Below are 16,460 nucleotides of genomic sequence, written 5' to 3' on the forward strand. Positions count from 1 at the left end.
CCTAGGGGCATCGCCGCTTCCGCGCTTGCCATCTCAGACGTTGAACCCGAGCGCCCGAAGCTGCTCGCGGCCGTCGTCCGTGATCTTGTCCGGGCCCCACGGCGGCATCCAGACCCAGTTGATGCGCAGCTCGTTGACGAGGCCGTCCGTGGCGGACTTGGCCTGGTCCTCGATGACATCCGTCAGCGGACAGGCCGCCGAGGTCAGGGTCATGTCGATCGTCGCGATGTTCGCGTCGTCGATGTGGATGCCGTAGATCAGGCCGAGGTTGACCACGTCGATCCCCAGTTCGGGGTCGACGACGTCGTACAGCGCCTCGCGGACTTCTTCCTCCGAGGCCGGCTTCATCTCAACGGTCTCGCTCATGCCGTCTTCCTTTCCGCGTCGGCTCCGCCCAGGGCTTGGGCCGTTGCGTCCTTCCACGCCATCCAGCTCAGGAGAGCGCACTTGACCCGCGCCGGGTACTTGGAGACTCCCGCGAACGCGACCGCGTCCTCCAGGACCTCCTCCATCGCGTCATCGGGCTCGATCTTCCCCTTGGACTGCATCAGCTCCAGGAAGGTCTCCTGGATCTTCTGCGCGTCGGAGAGGTCCTTGCCGACCAGCAGGTCGTTCAGCACCGAGGCCGAGGCCTGGCTGATCGAGCAGCCCTGGCCCTCGTACGAGACGTCCTTGATCGTCGTGCCGTCGTACTTCACGCGGAGTGTGATCTCGTCGCCGCACGTCGGGTTGACGTGGTGCACCTCGGCATCGCCATCCCTCAGACCACGCCCGTGCGGGTGCTTGTAGTGGTCCAGGATGACTTCCTGGTACATCGAGTCCAGCTTCATGCGATCGCTCGTCCCGTCCCTCAGCCGAAGAAGTTCCGCACGTGCTCCAGGCCGTCCACCAGAGCGTCGATCTCGGCCGGCGAGGAGTACAGATAGAACGACGCTCGCGTGGTCGCAGGAATTCCGTACCGCAGGCAGACCGGACGGGCGCAGTGGTGGCCCACCCGGACCGCGATGCCCTGCTCGTCCAGTACCTGGCCGACGTCGTGCGGGTGGATGTCCCCGAGCGTGAAGGAGATCGCAGCGCCCCGGTCCTCGGCCGTGGTGGGGCCGATGATCCTGAGGTCGGGGACCTCCTGCAGGCGCCGCACCGCGTACTCGGTGAGCGCGTGCTCGTGGGCGAGGATCCTGTCCATGCCGATCGAGTTCAGGTAGTCGATCGCCGCGCCCAGACCGACCGCCTGCGCGATCGGCGGGGTGCCCGCCTCGAACTTGTGCGGGGCGGGAGCGTACGTCGACGAGTGCATCGACACCGTCTCGATCATCTCGCCGCCGCCGAGGAACGGAGGCAGGTCCTCCAGCAGCTCCTGACGGCCCCACAGAACGCCGATGCCGGTCGGGCCGCACATCTTGTGGCCGGTGAAGGCCACGAAGTCGGCCTGGAGGGCCTGGACGTCCATCGGCATGTGCGGGGCGGCCTGGGAGGCGTCGATGCAGACGAGCGCACCGACCTCCTGGGCGCGCCGGATGATCGTCTCGACCGGGTTGACCGTGCCCAGGATGTTGGAGACCAGCACGAAGGAGACGATCTTCGTCTTCTCGGTGATGATCTCGTCGATGTTGGACAGGTCGAGCCGGCCGTCGTCGGTCAGGCCGAACCACTTCAGCTTCGCGCCCGTGCGCTGCGCGAGCAGCTGCCACGGCACGATGTTGGAGTGGTGCTCCATCTCGGTGATGACGATCTCGGTCTCGGCGTCCACGCGGTAGGGCTCGTCGGCCCAGCCCAGCATGTTCGCCACGAGGTTCAGCGACTCCGAGGCGTTCTTGGTGAAGATCACCTCGTCGCGGCTGGGCGCGTTGATGAACGCGGCGACCTTGTCGCGCGCGCCCTCGTACAGCGCCGTGGCCTCCTCGGCGAGCACATGCACACCGCGGTGGACGTTGGCGTTGTAGCGCTCGTAGTACTCGCTCAGGGCGTCCAGCACCTGGCGCGGCTTCTGCGAGGTCGCCGCGTTGTCCAGGTACACGAGCTTCCGGTCGTCGTGGACCATGCGGTCCAGGATCGGGAAGTCCTTGCGGATCGCCTCGGTGTCGAGGAGGCCCGGCAGCTGCGTCACGCTGATGCCCCACCCTTCGTGTATACCTCGTAACCCTCGTTCTCCAGCTTGTCGGCGAGCTCGGCGCCGCCGGACTCGACGATGCGGCCGCCGGAGAAGACGTGGACGTGGTCGGGCTTGATGTAGCGCAGGATGCGCGTGTAGTGCGTGATCAGCAGGGTGCCGACCTCGCCGCTCTCACGGATCCGGTTGACGCCCTCGGAGACGATGCGCAGGGCGTCGACGTCGAGGCCGGAGTCGGTCTCGTCGAGGATGGCGACCTTCGGCTTGAGCAGCTCCAGCTGGAGGATCTCGTGGCGCTTCTTCTCACCGCCGGAGAAGCCCTCGTTGACGTTGCGCTCGGCGAAGGAGGGGTCCATGTTGAGGCGCTCCATGGCCTCCCGGACCTCCTTCACCCAGGTGCGCAGCTTGGGGGCCTCGCCGCGGATGGCGGTGGCGGAGGTGCGCAGGAAGTTCGACACGGACACACCGGGGACCTCGACCGGGTACTGCATCGCGAGGAACAGGCCGGCGCGGGCGCGCTCGTCGACGGACATCTCCAGGACGTCCTCGCCGTCGAGGGTGACGGTGCCGCCGGTGATCGTGTACTTCGGGTGACCGGCCAGCGAGTAGGCGAGAGTCGACTTGCCGGAGCCGTTGGGGCCCATGATGGCGTGCGTCTCGCCCTGCTTCACGGTGAGGTCGACACCCTTGAGGATTTCCTTCGTGCCGTTCTCGACCTCGACGGTGACGTGCAGGTCTCGGATTTCAAGCGTAGCCATGGGTGCCTCAGGACTCCTGGGTGAGGGAGACGAGCACGTCGTCCCCTTCGATCTTTACGGGGTATACGGGGACGGGGCGCGTCGCGGGAAGGCCGGACGGCTTGCCGGTGCGGAGGTCGAACGCGGAGCCGTGCAGCCAGCACTCGATCTGACAGTCCTCCACCTCGCCCTCGGAGAGCGAGACGTTCGCGTGGGAGCAGATGTCGTGGATGGCGAACACCTCCCCCTCGGTACGGACGACCGAGACCGGCGTGCCGTCGAGTTCCACCCGCCTCGGGGTGTCCTCCTCCAGCTCGCTCAGCCCACAGGCGCGTACGAAAGCCATCAGACCGTGGCCTCCAGCTCCTCGTCGATCTTCACGAGGAGCCGCTCCTCGATGTCGTCGACACCGATCTGCTGGACCAGCTCGGCGAAGAAGCCGCGGACCACGAGGCGGCGGGCGTCGTGCTCCGGGATGCCGCGGGCCATCAGGTAGAAGAGCTGCTCGTCGTCGAAGCGGCCGGTGGCCGAAGCGTGGCCGGCGCCGACGATCTCGCCGGTCTCGATCTCCAGGTTCGGCACCGAGTCGACGCGGGCGCCGTCGGTGAGGACCAGGTTGCGGTTCATCTCGTAGGTGTCGGTGCCCTCGGCCTTGGCCTCGATGAGCACGTCGCCGATCCAGACCGCATGCGCAGCGTCGCCCTGGAGCGCGCCCTTGTAGACGACGTTCGACTTGCAGTGCGGGGTGTTGTGGTCGACCAGGAGGCGGTGCTCCTGGTGCTGACCGGCGTCGGTGAAGTACAGCCCGAACAGCTCGGCCTCGCCGCCGGGGCCCGCGTAGGTGACGCGCGGGTGCAGCCGTACGAGGTCGCCGCCGAAGGTCACCACGACCGACTTGAAGCTCGCGTCCCGCCCGATCAGGGTGTTGTGCTGAGCGACGTGCACGGCCTTGTCGTCCCAGTCCTGAACGCAGACGACGGTGAGCTTGGCGCCGTCGCCCAGGAGGTAGTCGACGTTGGCGGCGAGCACCGCGTCACCGGTGTGGTCGATGACCACGACGGCCTCGGCGAAGGCGCCCAGCTCGATGACCTGGTGGCCGAAGGCGGTGCCGCCCTCGCCGTGCACCGCGATGCGGATCGGCTCGGTGAGCACGGTCTCCTTCGGCACGGTCACCACGGAGGCCTTCTCGAAGGCGGAGTACGCCTGGGCCGCGATGCGGTCCACGGGGGTGCCCGCCCGCCCGAGCCGCGCGTCGTCGCGGCCGACGGTCTCCACGACGACACCCTCGGGCGCCTCGACGGTGACCTTCACGCCGTCGCCGGTGGCGGTGGCGGTGCCGTCGTGCAGGCCGCGCAGGCGCTCCAGCGGGGTGAACCGCCACTCCTCCTCACGGCCGTGCGGGACCGGGAAGTCCGCCACGTCGAAGGAGGGGGGCGCGCTCATGCGCGTGGCGACGGTCGACTCTGCGGCCACCGCGATCTGGCCGGCGGTGGTCGAGCCCACCGGGATGTTCTGAGCCTCAGCCATGGCTGTCGGTCTGCTCTCTTCCTACGTCAGAAATTCGCTAGCTGTTCCGGAGGGCGGGCGTCAGCCGACCGCGCCTTCCATCTGCAGCTCGATCAGCCGGTTGAGCTCGAGGGCGTACTCCATGGGCAGCTCCTTGGCGATCGGCTCGACGAAGCCGCGCACGATCATCGCCATCGCCTCGAACTCGCTCAGACCGCGGCTCATCAGGTAGAAGAGCTGGTCCTCGGAGACCTTGGAGACGGTCGCCTCGTGGCCCATGGACACGTCGTCCTCGCGGACGTCCACGTAGGGGTACGTGTCGGAGCGGGAGATGGTGTCGACGAGCAGCGCGTCGCACAGCACGTTCGACTTGGAGCCGTGGGCGCCCTCCCCGATCTCCACCAGACCGCGGTAGGAGGTGCGGCCGCCGCCGCGCGCCACCGACTTGGAGACGATGTTGGAGGAGGTGTTCGGCGCCATGTGGACCATCTTGGAACCGGCGTCCTGGTGCTGGCCCTCGCCGGCGAAGGCGATGGACAGGGTCTCGCCCTTGGCGTGCTCGCCCATCAGGTAGACGGCCGGGTACTTCATCGTCACCTTGGAGCCGATGTTGCCGTCGATCCACTCCATGGTCGCGCCCTCGTACGCCACGGCGCGCTTGGTGACCAGGTTGTAGACGTTGTTCGACCAGTTCTGGATGGTCGTGTAGCGGCAGCGGGCGTTCTTCTTGACGATGATCTCGACGACCGCGGAGTGCAGCGAGTCCGACTTGTAGATCGGGGCGGTGCAGCCCTCGACGTAGTGCACGTAGGCACCCTCGTCGACGATGATCAGGGTCCGCTCGAACTGGCCCATGTTCTCCGTGTTGATCCGGAAGTAGGCCTGGAGCGGGATCTCGACGTGGACGCCCGGCGGCACGTAGATGAAGGAGCCGCCCGACCACACGGCGGTGTTCAGGGAGGCGAACTTGTTGTCGCCGACCGGGATGACGGTGCCGAAGTACTCCTTGAAGAGCTCCGGGTGCTCCTTCAGCGCGGTGTCGGTGTCGAGGAAGATGACGCCCTGCTCCTCCAGGTCCTCGCGGATCTGGTGGTAGACGACCTCCGACTCGTACTGGGCGGCGACACCGGCGACGAGGCGCTGCTTCTCCGCCTCGGGGATGCCCAGCTTGTCGTAGGTGTTCTTGATGTCCTCGGGCAGGTCCTCCCAGGACTCCGCCTGCTTCTCCGTCGAGCGCACGAAGTACTTGATGTTGTCGAAGTCGATGCCCGACAGGTCCGAGCCCCAGTTCGGCATGGGCTTCTTCGCGAAGAGCTTCAGACCCTTGAGGCGGAGCTTGGTCATCCACTCCGGCTCGGACTTCTTCGAGGAGATGTCCAGGACGACGTCCTCGTTGAGACCGCGCTTGGCCGCAGCACCGGCTACGTCGGAGTCGGCCCAGCCGTACTCGTACTTGCCCAGGCCCTCGAGCTCAGGGTGGGCAGTCTCCGTGGGGAGAGTCATGCGGGGTTCCTCCCGGCCGTGCTTGCAGATGCGTTGTGGGAAATCTTGGGGATGAACGTCGTGCAGACGCCGTCGCCGTGCGCGATGGTCGCCAGTCGCTGGACGTGGGTTCCGAGCAGCTGGGAGAAGATCTCGGTCTCCGCCTCGCAGAGCTGCGGGAACTTCTCCGCGACGTGGGCGACGGGGCAGTGGTGCTGGCACAGCTGTTCGCCGACCGGGGCGCTACGCGCGGTAGCAGCGTACCCGTCCGCGCTCAAGGCCCTGGCCAGGGCTTCGGTCCGCTCCTCGGGGGCGGCGGCCTCGATGGCCTCGCGGTACGCGGTCGCCTGCTCGGCGATCCTCGCGCGGGCGAAGGCGACGACGGCCTCGTCCCCGCCGAACCGCTCCTGGATGAAGCGCAGGGCGTCCGTGGCGAGCTTGTCGTAGGACTGGTCGAAGGCGTCACGTCCGCAGTCGGTGAGCGCGAAGACCTTGGCGGGGCGACCCCGGGTCCGGGCGCCGTACACCCGCTGCTCGCGCGCTTCCACGACGTCGTCGACGACGAGGGCGTCCAGATGCCGTCGTACGGCGGCCTGGGTGAGCCCCAGCCGGACGGCCAGCTCGGCGACGGTCGACGGGCCGTGATCCAGGATGGACCGCGCGACCCGGTTGCGGGTGGACCGCTCACCGGTCGCGAGCTCCTCATGGGCCTCGCCGACGTTTTTCACAACGCCATTGTTGCGTAATTCCTCAGACTCCGGCAAGCGGCACTCGAACCCGTGGACGGTGCCCTGCGTCACTTAGGTAAACCTAACGTGACCTGGGCAAACGATCTTTGATCGATCACACCCGACCGGAATCCACTGGCGCCGCGCACCCCCTTCGAGGACACTCCCCAGACATGCCCACACCCCCTCCGACCGGCCCACTTGTCACTCGGACGACCGTCGCCGACGGCCTTCGCGACCTGGGCGTCAAACCCGGTGAAATCCTCCTCGTGCACGCTTCGCTCAGCTCGCTCGGCTGGGTCTGCGGCGGCGCCGTCGCGGTCGTCCAGGGACTGCTCGACGCGCTCGGCCCCGAGGGCACGGTGGTGGTCCCCGCCCAGTCCGGCGACTTGTCCGACCCCGCCGTCTGGGGAAATCCCCCGGTCCCCGAGGAGTGGTGGGAGACGATCCGGGCCACCATGCCCGCGTACGACCCGCTGGTCACGCCCACCCGGGGGGTCGGCGTGATCCCGGAGACCGTACGGACCTGGCCCGGCGCCCTGCGCAGCGCACACCCGCAGACCTCCTTCGCCGCTCTCGGACCGCGCGCGGCCGAGATCCTGGACGGACACGCCCCGGACTGCCGGCTCGGCGAGCGGAGCCCGCTGGCGCGGCTGGAGGCGCTGCACGCGCGCGTGCTGCTGCTCGGTGCCGGCTACGACGCCTGCACCAGCTTCCACCTCGCCGAATACCGCATCCCCGCTCCCCGCGTGACGGTGGGCCGCCCCGGCCTGCGCGGCTGGGAGACCGTCACCGAGGTGTCGATCAGCTCGGACCGCTTCGACGAGCTGGGGCACGACTTCGAGCGGGACCGTCCCGTCGTCCGGGGCCGGGTGGGCGCGGCCGGTGTGCGGCTGTTCCCCATGGCGGACGCGGTGGGCTACGCGCGGCAGTGGCTGGAGACGCACCGTCCCTGGGAGGAGACCTGAACCCGGCGCTCCCGGCGGGCGGGCGGCTACCTAGACTCTTGAGCCATGCGAACTGACCCCGTGGTCCAGGTCCGGGCCCTGGTGAAGCGGTACGGCACGAAGACCGCGGTGGACGGCCTCGACCTGGTGGCCCGGGCGGGCGTGACCGCCGTACTGGGGCCCAACGGCGCGGGCAAGACGACCACGGTCGAGACCTGCGAGGGATACCGCAGGCCGGACTCCGGGACGGTACGGGTGCTGGGCCTGGACCCGGTGCGGCAGTCCGCCGAACTCCGCCCGCGGATCGGCGTCATGCTCCAGTCCGGCGGCGTGTACTCCGGCGCCCGCGCCGACGAGATGCTCCGCCACGTGGCGAGGCTGCACGCCCACCCCCTGGACGTGGACGCCCTCATCGAGCGGCTGGGCCTGGGCGGCTGCGGCCGGACCACCTACCGTCGGCTCTCCGGCGGCCAGCAGCAGCGGCTCGCGCTCGCCATGGCCGTCGTGGGCCGCCCCGAGCTGGTGTTCCTGGACGAGCCGACCGCGGGGCTCGACCCGCAGGCCCGCCGCTCGACCTGGGACCTGGTCCGCGATCTGCGCGCCGACGGGGTCTCCGTCATCCTCACCACCCACTACATGGACGAGGCCGAGCAGCTCGCCGACGACGTGGCGATCATCGACGCCGGCCGGGTCATCGCCCAGGGCTCCCCCGAGGAGCTGTGCCGCGGCGGCGCCGAGAACACCCTGCGCTTCTCCGGCCGCCCCGGCCTGGACGTCGGCTCCCTGCTCAAGGCGCTCCCCGCCGAGTGCACGGCCGCCGAGCTGACCCCGGGCTCGTACCGGGTGGCCGGGAAGGTCGACCCGCAACTGCTCGCCACGGTCACCTCCTGGTGCGCCCAGCACGGGGTGATGCCGGACCGGATCTCGGTGGAACGGCACACCCTGGAAGACGTTTTCCTGGAGCTCACAGGCAAGGAATTGCGCTCATGACCGCCGGTACTTACACACCGAGGCCCGGGGCCGCCCCGCTCCCCCGCATGATCATGGCCCAGGCCGCGCTGGAGACGAGGATGCTCCTGCGCAACGGCGAGCAGTTGCTGCTCACCGTGATCATCCCGACCCTGCTGCTGGTGCTGTTCTCCACGGTGGACATCGTCGACACCGGCGAGGGCGAGGCCGTGGACTTCCTCGCCCCCGGCATCCTCGCGCTCGCGGTGATGTCGACCGCGTTCACCGGCCAGGCCATCGCCACCGGCTTCGAGCGGCGCTACGGCGTGCTGAAGCGGCTCGCCGCCTCCCCGCTGCCGCGCTGGGGCCTGATGACGGCGAAGACGCTGTCGGTCCTGGTCACCGAGGTGCTCCAGGTGCTCCTGGTGACGGTGATCGCCTTCACGCTCGGCTGGGACCCGCAGGGCAGTCCGGCGGCCGTGGTGCTCCTGCTGATCCTGGGCACGGCCGCCTTCTCCGGCCTGGGCCTGCTGATGGCGGGCACGCTCCCGGCGGAGGCCACGCTCGCCGCCGCCAACCTGGTCTTCCTGCTGCTGCTCCTGGGCGGCGGGGTCGTCGTGCCGCTGGACAGGTTCCCGGACGCGGCGCAGGACGTGCTCGGGCTGCTGCCGATCGCGGCGCTGTCGGACGGGCTGCGGGACGTGCTGCGGCACGGGACCGGGATGCCCTGGGCCGATCTGGGGATCCTCGCGGTGTGGGCGGTGGCCGGGCTGGCCGCGGCCGGGAAGTTCTTCCGCTGGGAGTAACCCCTCGTGAAAGCGTGCACAAGCCCGGGCCTACGATAGGTCGCGTGCCGAATCTGACCCGCGCCGACGCCGTAGCGGCCGTGCGCAACCCGCTCGCCTTCATCGCCGCACGCTGGACCCCGGATCCCAGGACGGTCCGGCGGGCGGCGCTCGCCGCGCTCGTCATGTCGGTGGTCATCGTGGTCACCGGCGGAGCGGTGCGGCTGACCGGCTCCGGGCTCGGCTGCCCCACCTGGCCGAAGTGCACCGAGGACTCGATCAACAACACCGCCGAGATGGGCATCCACGGCTACATCGAGTTCGGCAACCGCCTGCTGACGTACGTGCTGTGCGCGGCCGTCGGCTGGGCGATCATCGCCGCCCGCTCGCAGAAGCCGTACCGGCGCAGCCTGACCCGGCTGGGCTGGACGCAGTTCTGGGTGGTGATGGGCAACGCCGTTCTCGGCGGGATCGTCGTGCTCGTCGGCCTGAACCCGTACACGGTCGCCGCGCACTTCCTGCTCTCCTCGGCGCTGATCGCGGTCGCCACGGTGATGTGGCAGCGCACCCGGGAGGGTGACACCGAGCCCCGTCCGCTGGTGGGCAAGGCGGTGCAGCAGTTGGTCTGGGTCCTGGTCGCGGCGAGCGTGCTGCTGATCGCGGTCGGCACGGTCGTCACCGGGGCCGGACCGCACGCGGGCGACTCCAGCGAGGTCGAGCGCATGCCCCTGGACTGGGAGAGCGTGAGCAAGCTGCACGCGGTCCTGGCCTGGATCGTGGTGACCCTGACCTTCGCCCTGTGGTTCGTCCTCAAGGCGGTCGACGCGCCGAAGGGCCCGCCGGCCCGCACCCGGGACCTGTTCCTGATCCTGCTGGCCCAGGGTGCCGTCGGCTACGTCCAGTACTTCACGGACCTGCCCGAGGTCCTGGTCGGCCTCCACATGTTCGGCTCCTGCCTGGTGTGGATCGCTGTCCTGCGGGTGCTGCTGTCGCTGCGTGAGCGTCCGGTCACCGACCCGGCCGTCCCGGCCCCGGCCCTCACCGACCGGCTCGAACCCGCCTCCGGCTGACCGCGGCGCGATCAGTCCAGCCCGTACACCCGCCGGGCGTTCCCCGCCGCGATCAGGCCCGCCACCCGCTGGGCGTCCGCCAGGGACCAGGCGTCGTCCGCGACCCAGGTGCCCAGGACCCGGGCGAGGGCCTCGCGGAAGAGGCGGGCGCCCACGACGTGGAGTTCCGGGAGTTCCTGGCCGCCGCTGGAGAAGAGGATCTTGCCGAAGGGGGCGAGTTCCAGGATCTCCGCGAGGACGGTCGCCGCGCGGGCGCCGGTGCGGACCAGGGCGGCGCCCGAGTCGGCGTAGACATGGGGGAAGACGCCGGCCAGGTGGGCGGCGTGCCGGTGGTACGGGTAGCCGTGCAGCAGGACCAGGTCCGTGCCGAGGCCCGCCGTGGCGCGGACGAAGTCCGTGAGCAGCACCGGATCCGTACGGTCGATGCGCAGGCCCGGCTCGCCCAGGCCCGCGTGCAGCTGGAGCGGCAGCCCCGAGGCCACCGCGCTCCACAGCAGGTGCCGCAGCAGTACCGGGTCGGTCACCTCGCCGCCCACCCGGCGGGCGGCCAGCCAGCGCCCCGCCGCGCCGCGCACCTCGCCGGGCCCCGGCGGCTCCGGCGCCAGCGCGAGGCCGTGCCGTACGCCCGCGACCGACGTGAAGGCGACCGCGTGCGCGGCGGCGCCGTGCACCGATTCGGCGAGGTTGGCCAGGAAGGACTCGACGGTTCCCGAGGTGTCGGCGACCTGTTCCGCGAGGAGTTCCAGGCGCACGATCTCGTGCGCCCGCGCGGCCCCGGTGCTGGCCAGTTCGTCGGGTCCGGTGAGGTCGCCGGGGACGCCGGTGTCGACCAGGTACGTGGTGATGCCGCTGCCGCGCAGCAGTCGCCGGCCCGCCTCCAGGACGCCCAGTTCACGGCGCCGGGCGAGATAGCGGGCGGGTGGGCAGTGCGGTTCCAGGCCGAGCAGCGGGGGGCACCAGCGCCGTACGGCGAAACCGGTCTGCGTGTCGAAGAGGGTCGTGCCGGGGGCGGGCGGGCCCTCGGTACGGGCGAGTCGGGCCTCGAAGGTGCCGAGGCCCAGCTCGGTGCGGAGCACTCCGTGGCAGTACTGGTCCACGAGGGACGACGTTTCGATCATCCGGACTCCCCGTGCTCGCCTTTACGGGGCTTAACGGGTGAACCGGTGCCAGGGGTGCGGCCGGGATTCCTCAGCCGGCCGGTATTTCCTCAGCCGTTCTTCGGGCCGCCGACCTGGATTCCGGCCATCCGGGACCACTCGTACGGCCCCGTCTTCACCTTCGCCGCGAACTCGCCGTCGAACTCTTCGTGAACAGTGATGCCGGCCTGCCGCACCGCCTGTTCGGCGATCGCGTACGTCGGGGCCACCAGGTCGCCCCAGGCGCCGTCCTCGCCGACGAGGACGATCCGGGCGCCGCGCTCGCCGAGATAGGCCACCTGGCCCTCGGCGCCGCCGTGTGCCTTGGAGAAGGCGCCGATCTGCTTGGCCAGCTTGGCCGCCCGGCGCTCGGCCTTCGCGTCAACCGCTTGCGTGTCTGCCATGGCCAGGATGCTACCGACGAGTAGATCAAAGGGCGATCCCGGGGCGGAGTGACCCTTACCTCAGGAAGGGGTCCACCGCGACGGCCACGAACAGCAGCGAGACATAGGTGATGGACCAGTGGAACAGCCGCATCTCCTTCAGCTTCGCGCCCGTCACCTCGGCCTTCGCCCGGTTCTGCAGGGCGTGCGCCTCCCACAGCCACCAGCCGCCCGCCACCAGGGCGACCAGCGTGTAGAACCAGCCCGTGTAGCCGAGCGGGGTCAGCAGCAGCGAGACCGCGACCATGACCCAGCTGTAGAGCACGATCTGCTTGGCGACGGTCTTGTTGGAGGCGACGACGGGGAGCATCGGCACGCCCACGCGCGCGTAGTCCTCGCGCACCTTCATCGACAGCGGCCAGTAGTGCGGCGGCGTCCAGAAGAACATGACGAGGAACAGCACGACCGGCGCCCACGACAGCGAGTTCGTGACGGCGGACCAGCCGATCAGCACCGGCATGCAGCCCGCGATGCCGCCCCACACGATGTTCTGCGAGGTGCGGCGCTTGAGGATCATCGTGTAGACGACGACGTAGAAGAGAAGCGCGCCGAGGGCGAGCCAGGCGCTCAGCCAGTTGACGGTCAGGCCGAACAGCAGCGTGGAGACGACCGCCAGGGTGATGCCGAAGGCCAGGCACTCGCGCGGGCTGACCATGCCGGTGACCAGGGGGCGCTGCGAGGTGCGGTCCATGAGTGCGTCGATGTCGCGGTCGATGTACATGTTGAGCGCGTTGGCGCCGCCCGCGGAGAGATAGCCGCCGAGGCAGGTCAGGAGGACGAGGCCGAGGTCGGGCACGCCCTGCTGCGCCAGGAACATCACCGGAACGGTGGTGATCAGCAGCAGTTCGATGATCCGCGGCTTGGTCAGCGCCACGAACGCCTTGACCCGGGCCCCGATCGGCCGCCGGCTCGGGCTCTGGCTCGCCCCGATAATCCCCGCTGGACGGGATTCAACGGCCGTCACGCACACCCCTGACAGAGACTCCCAGCAAGCCTCCCGGTGTGAAGTCCCGGTAAAGGCTCGCGCGTACCACGCCACTGTAGACGTTGCCCAGACCCCGGCATTCGCGGGGGTGGCTTCGTGTTGGCACGCTCCGCTGGAAGAGCCGGTCGGCACTCGATTGAGCACTCGTTCGAGCGGCTTCGCATTCACTTGCCGAACGCGGTACGGACCAGTCGGGAGGCGGATGCCGACGAGTCCCGGCAGTCTGGAATGACTCGAAAAAACGCACGTACATACGGGGGTAGGCTCGACAACGGCCGGGGCGCCCCGTGCACCGGCAATTCGACATGCGTGACATGTGGAGAGGAGCCCTGACCCAGGGTGAGCACCAAGCCGACCACCACAGACCTCGAGTGGACCGAACTGGACCAGCGGGCCGTGGACACCGCCCGCGTCCTGGCCGCCGACGCCGTACAGAAGGTCGGCAACGGCCATCCCGGTACGGCGATGAGCCTTGCGCCCGCCGCGTACACCCTCTTCCAGAAGGTGATGCGGCATGACCCGGCGGACGCCGACTGGGTCGCCCGGGACCGCTTCGTGCTGTCCGCGGGCCACTCGTCCCTGACCCTCTACACCCAGCTGTACCTGGCCGGCTTCGGCCTGGAGCTGGACGACCTGAAGTCCTTCAGGACGTGGGGCTCGAAGACCCCCGGTCACCCGGAGTACGGCCACACCACGGGCGTGGAGACCACCACCGGCCCGCTCGGCCAGGGTGTCGCCAACGCGGTGGGCATGGCGATGGCCGCCCGCTACGAGCGCGGTCTGTTCGACCCGGAGGCTCCGGCCGGTGAGTCGCCGTTCGACCACTACATCTACTGCATCGCCGGTGACGGCTGCCTCCAGGAGGGCATCTCCGCCGAGGCATCCTCGCTCGCCGGGCACCAGCAGCTCGGCAACCTGATCCTGCTGTGGGACGACAACCACATCTCGATCGAGGGCGACACCGAGACGGCCGTCTCCGAGGACACCGTCAAGCGCTACGAGGCCTACGGCTGGCATGTGCAGCGTGTCGAGCCGCAGGCCAACGGCGACCTCGACCCGGCCGCCCTCTACGCCGCGATCCAGCAGGCCAAGGCCGTCACGGACCGGCCGTCGTTCATCGCGATGCGCTCGATCATCGCCTGGCCGGCCCCGAACGCCCAGAACACCGAGGCCGCGCACGGCTCGGCGCTCGGCGACGACGAGGTCGCGGCCACCAAGCGCGTCCTCGGCTTCGACCCGGAGCAGAGCTTCGAGGTCGCCGACGAGGTGATCGACCACACCCGCCAGGCGCTGGAGCGCGGCCGTCAGGCCAAGGCGGAGTGGGAGAAGTCCTTCCAGGAGTGGCGCAACAGCAACCCCGAGCGCGCCGCCGAGTTCGACCGCATCAGCAAGGGCGAGCTGCCCGAGGGCTGGGAGTCGGCGATCCCGGTGTTCGAGCCCGGCAAGGGTGTCGCCACCCGTGCCGCGTCCGGCAAGGTGCTCCAGGCGCTCGGCCCGGTGCTCCCGGAGCTGTGGGGCGGCTCGGCCGACCTGGCCGGCTCCAACAACACGACGATCGACAAGACGTCGTCGTTCCTCCCGGCGGGCAACCCGCTGCCGGAGGCGAACCCGTACGGCCGCACGATCCACTTCGGCATCCGCGAGCACTCCATGGCCGCGGAGATGAACGGCATCACGCTGCACGGCAACACCCGCGTCTACGGCGGCACCTTCCTGGTGTTCTCCGACTACATGCGCAACGCCGTACGGCTGTCGGCCCTGATGCACCTGCCGGTGACGTACGTGTGGACGCACGACTCCATCGGTCTCGGCGAGGACGGCCCCACCCACCAGCCGGTCGAGCACCTGGCCTCGCTGCGCGCCATCCCGGGCCTGAACGTGGTCCGCCCGGCCGACGCCAACGAGACCGCCATCGCCTGGCGAGAGATCCTCAAGCGGTACACGAAGGTCTTCGGCAAGGGTGCCCCGCACGGTCTGGCGCTGACCCGCCAGGGCGTGCCGGCGTACGAGCCCAACGAGGACGCCGCCAAGGGCGGTTACGTCCTGTTCGAGGCCTCGACGGGGACGCCCGAGGTGATCCTGATCGCGACCGGTTCCGAGGTGCACGTGGCCGTCGCGGCGCGCGAGCAGCTCGAGGCCGACGGGGTGCCGACGCGGGTCGTGTCGATGCCGTCCGTGGAGTGGTTCGAGGAGCAGGACCAGGGGTACCGGGACAGCGTTCTGCCCCCCGCGGTCAGGGCGCGTGTCGCGGTCGAGGCCGGCATCGGGCTCACCTGGCACAAGTACGTCGGGGACGCCGGTCGGATCGTTTCCCTGGAGCACTTCGGTGCTTCGGCCGACGGCAAGGTCCTTTTCGAGGAGTACGGCTTCACTGCGGAGAACGTGGCCGCGAAGGCGCGGGAATCCCTCGCTGCCGCCCAGCGCTGACGCTCACATACGACACGTAGGAGATGTAATTCCATGACAGACGCACTCAAGCGCCTCTCCGAGGAGGGCGTCGCGATCTGGCTGGACGACCTGTCGCGCAAGCGGATCACGTCCGGCAACCTCGCCGAGCTGATCGACCAGCAGCACGTCGTGGGCGTCACCACCAACCCGTCCATCTTCCAGAAGGCCATCTCGCAGGGCGACGGCTACGACCAGCAGCTGTCGGACCTCGCCGCCCGCAAGGTGACCGTCGAAGAGGCCGTCCGCATGATCACCACGGCGGACGTCCGCGACGCCGCCGACATCCTGCGCCCGGTCTTCGACGCCACGAACGGCCAGGACGGCCGCGTGTCGATCGAGGTCGACCCGCGTCTGGCCCACCACACCAAGCCGACGGTCGCCGAGGCCAAGCAGCTGGCCTGGCTGGTGGACCGGCCCAACACGCTGATCAAGATCCCGGCCACGATGGGCGGCCTGCCGGCCATCACCGAGGTGATCGGCCTCGGCATCAGCGTCAACGTCACGCTGATCTTCTCGCTGGAGCGCTACCGCCAGGTCATGGACGCCTACCTGTCGGGCCTGGAGCAGGCCAAGGAGAGGGGTCTGGACCTCTCCAAGATCCACTCGGTGGCCTCCTTCTTCGTGTCCCGCGTGGACACCGAGATCGACAAGCGGCTGGACGCGCTCGGCACCGACGAGGCCAAGGCCGCCCGCGGCAAGGCCGGCGTCGCCAACGCCCGGCTCGCCTACCAGGCGTACGAGGAGGTCTTCTCCTCGGACCGCTGGCTGGCGCTGGAGAAGGCGGGCGCCAACAAGCAGCGTCCGCTGTGGGCCTCCACCGGCGTGAAGGACCCGGCCTACAAGGCGACCCTGTACGTCGACGAGCTGGTCGCGCCGAACACGGTGAACACCATGCCGGAGGCCACGCTGCAGGCCACCGAGGAGAGCGGCCAGATCCGCGGCAACGCCGTCGCCGGGACCTACGAGCAGGCCCGCGCCGAACTCGACGCCGTCGAGAAGCTCGGGATCTCGTACGACGAGGTGGTGCAGCTGCTGGAGGAAGAGGGCGTCGAGAAGTTCGAGGCGTCCTGGAACGACCTGCTGAAGTCGACCGAGGCGGAGCTTCAGCGCCTCGCCCCCTCGGAGGGCTGACATC

17 protein-coding genes are annotated in these 16,460 nt (G+C 69.6%); 6 read left to right on the forward strand and 11 right to left on the reverse strand.

What is annotated here, in order from left to right; all coding sequences use genetic code 11:
• Nucleotides 1-33: 33 nt before the first annotated feature.
• Genes ACWD11_RS04805 through ACWD11_RS04840 form a run of 8 tightly spaced genes read right to left on the reverse strand, consistent with a single transcriptional unit; the run spans nt 34 to nt 6,563 of the window.
• Nucleotides 34-366 (reverse strand): metal-sulfur cluster assembly factor, encoded by a 333-nt coding sequence (locus ACWD11_RS04805; protein ID WP_073494514.1) that lies wholly within the window; start codon nt 364-366, stop codon nt 34-36.
• Nucleotides 363-830 (reverse strand): Fe-S cluster assembly sulfur transfer protein SufU, encoded by a 468-nt coding sequence (gene sufU, locus ACWD11_RS04810; RefSeq protein ID WP_067016112.1) that lies wholly within the window; start codon nt 828-830, stop codon nt 363-365. The genes ACWD11_RS04805 and sufU overlap by 4 nt, the downstream gene beginning before the upstream one ends.
• Before the next feature lie 20 nt (nt 831-850).
• Nucleotides 851-2,107: a cysteine desulfurase gene (locus ACWD11_RS04815; protein WP_389418728.1), complete on the reverse strand. Its 1,257-nt coding sequence runs from the start codon at nt 2,105-2,107 to the stop codon at nt 851-853.
• The gene (gene sufC, locus ACWD11_RS04820) at nt 2,104-2,868 is read right to left on the reverse strand and encodes a Fe-S cluster assembly ATPase SufC (RefSeq protein ID WP_389418727.1); all 765 of its coding nucleotides are present in this window, start codon (nt 2,866-2,868) and stop codon (nt 2,104-2,106) included. Before sufC ends, ACWD11_RS04815 begins: the two co-directional genes overlap by 4 nt.
• A 7-nt stretch (nt 2,869-2,875) precedes the next feature.
• On the reverse strand, nt 2,876-3,193 hold the full coding sequence (locus tag ACWD11_RS04825; protein ID WP_389418726.1) for a non-heme iron oxygenase ferredoxin subunit: 318 nt from the start codon (nt 3,191-3,193) through the stop codon (nt 2,876-2,878).
• Complete coding sequence (gene sufD, locus ACWD11_RS04830; protein WP_451122491.1) at nt 3,193-4,374, reverse strand: Fe-S cluster assembly protein SufD; 1,182 nt, start codon at nt 4,372-4,374, stop codon at nt 3,193-3,195. Before sufD ends, ACWD11_RS04825 begins: the two co-directional genes overlap by 1 nt.
• 60 nt (nt 4,375-4,434) lie before the next feature.
• The gene (gene sufB, locus ACWD11_RS04835; RefSeq protein ID WP_389418724.1) at nt 4,435-5,856 is read right to left on the reverse strand and encodes a Fe-S cluster assembly protein SufB; all 1,422 of its coding nucleotides are present in this window, start codon (nt 5,854-5,856) and stop codon (nt 4,435-4,437) included.
• On the reverse strand, nt 5,853-6,563 hold the full coding sequence (locus ACWD11_RS04840; RefSeq protein ID WP_389418723.1) for a helix-turn-helix transcriptional regulator: 711 nt from the start codon (nt 6,561-6,563) through the stop codon (nt 5,853-5,855). Before ACWD11_RS04840 ends, sufB begins: the two co-directional genes overlap by 4 nt.
• 173 nt (nt 6,564-6,736) lie before the next feature.
• On the opposite strand from ACWD11_RS04840, the gene ACWD11_RS04845 reads away from it, so the two are divergent.
• Genes ACWD11_RS04845 through ACWD11_RS04860 form a run of 4 tightly spaced genes read left to right on the forward strand, consistent with a single transcriptional unit; the run spans nt 6,737 to nt 10,313 of the window.
• The gene (locus tag ACWD11_RS04845) at nt 6,737-7,531 is read left to right on the forward strand and encodes an aminoglycoside N(3)-acetyltransferase (RefSeq protein WP_451281314.1); all 795 of its coding nucleotides are present in this window, start codon (nt 6,737-6,739) and stop codon (nt 7,529-7,531) included.
• A gap of 45 nt (nt 7,532-7,576) precedes the next feature.
• Nucleotides 7,577-8,500, forward strand: a complete 924-nt coding sequence (locus ACWD11_RS04850; RefSeq protein WP_389418721.1) for an ABC transporter ATP-binding protein — start codon at nt 7,577-7,579, stop codon at nt 8,498-8,500.
• On the forward strand, nt 8,497-9,264 hold the full coding sequence (locus tag ACWD11_RS04855) for an ABC transporter permease (protein WP_389418720.1): 768 nt from the start codon (nt 8,497-8,499) through the stop codon (nt 9,262-9,264). The genes ACWD11_RS04850 and ACWD11_RS04855 overlap by 4 nt, the downstream gene beginning before the upstream one ends.
• 53 nt (nt 9,265-9,317) lie before the next feature.
• Nucleotides 9,318-10,313 (forward strand): COX15/CtaA family protein, encoded by a 996-nt coding sequence (locus ACWD11_RS04860; protein WP_451281861.1) that lies wholly within the window; start codon nt 9,318-9,320, stop codon nt 10,311-10,313.
• An 11-nt stretch (nt 10,314-10,324) separates the two neighbouring features.
• Here the strand turns inward: ACWD11_RS04860 and ACWD11_RS04865 are convergent, their stop codons facing one another.
• The 3 genes from ACWD11_RS04865 to ACWD11_RS04875 all read right to left on the reverse strand — a co-directional run bounded on the left by ACWD11_RS04865 (nt 10,325) and on the right by ACWD11_RS04875 (nt 12,862).
• Entirely contained in the window at nt 10,325-11,431 is a 1,107-nt protein-coding gene (locus tag ACWD11_RS04865) for an amidohydrolase family protein (protein ID WP_451281317.1), read from the reverse strand.
• Between the two features lie 89 nt (nt 11,432-11,520).
• A complete protein-coding gene (locus tag ACWD11_RS04870) occupies nt 11,521-11,853 on the reverse strand; it encodes a hypothetical protein (protein ID WP_389418718.1) in 333 nt (110 codons plus the stop codon).
• A gap of 55 nt (nt 11,854-11,908) precedes the next feature.
• Nucleotides 11,909-12,862: a heme o synthase gene (locus ACWD11_RS04875; protein WP_389418717.1), complete on the reverse strand. Its 954-nt coding sequence runs from the start codon at nt 12,860-12,862 to the stop codon at nt 11,909-11,911.
• Between the two features lie 354 nt (nt 12,863-13,216).
• On the opposite strand from ACWD11_RS04875, the gene tkt reads away from it, so the two are divergent.
• The gene (gene tkt, locus ACWD11_RS04880) at nt 13,217-15,304 is read left to right on the forward strand and encodes a transketolase (RefSeq protein WP_389418716.1); all 2,088 of its coding nucleotides are present in this window, start codon (nt 13,217-13,219) and stop codon (nt 15,302-15,304) included.
• Between the two features lie 33 nt (nt 15,305-15,337).
• Nucleotides 15,338-16,456, forward strand: a complete 1,119-nt coding sequence (gene tal, locus ACWD11_RS04885; protein ID WP_389418715.1) for a transaldolase — start codon at nt 15,338-15,340, stop codon at nt 16,454-16,456.
• Nucleotides 16,457-16,460: the final 4 nt, after the last annotated feature.

Source organism: Streptomyces sp. NPDC002776, assembly GCF_053592195.1.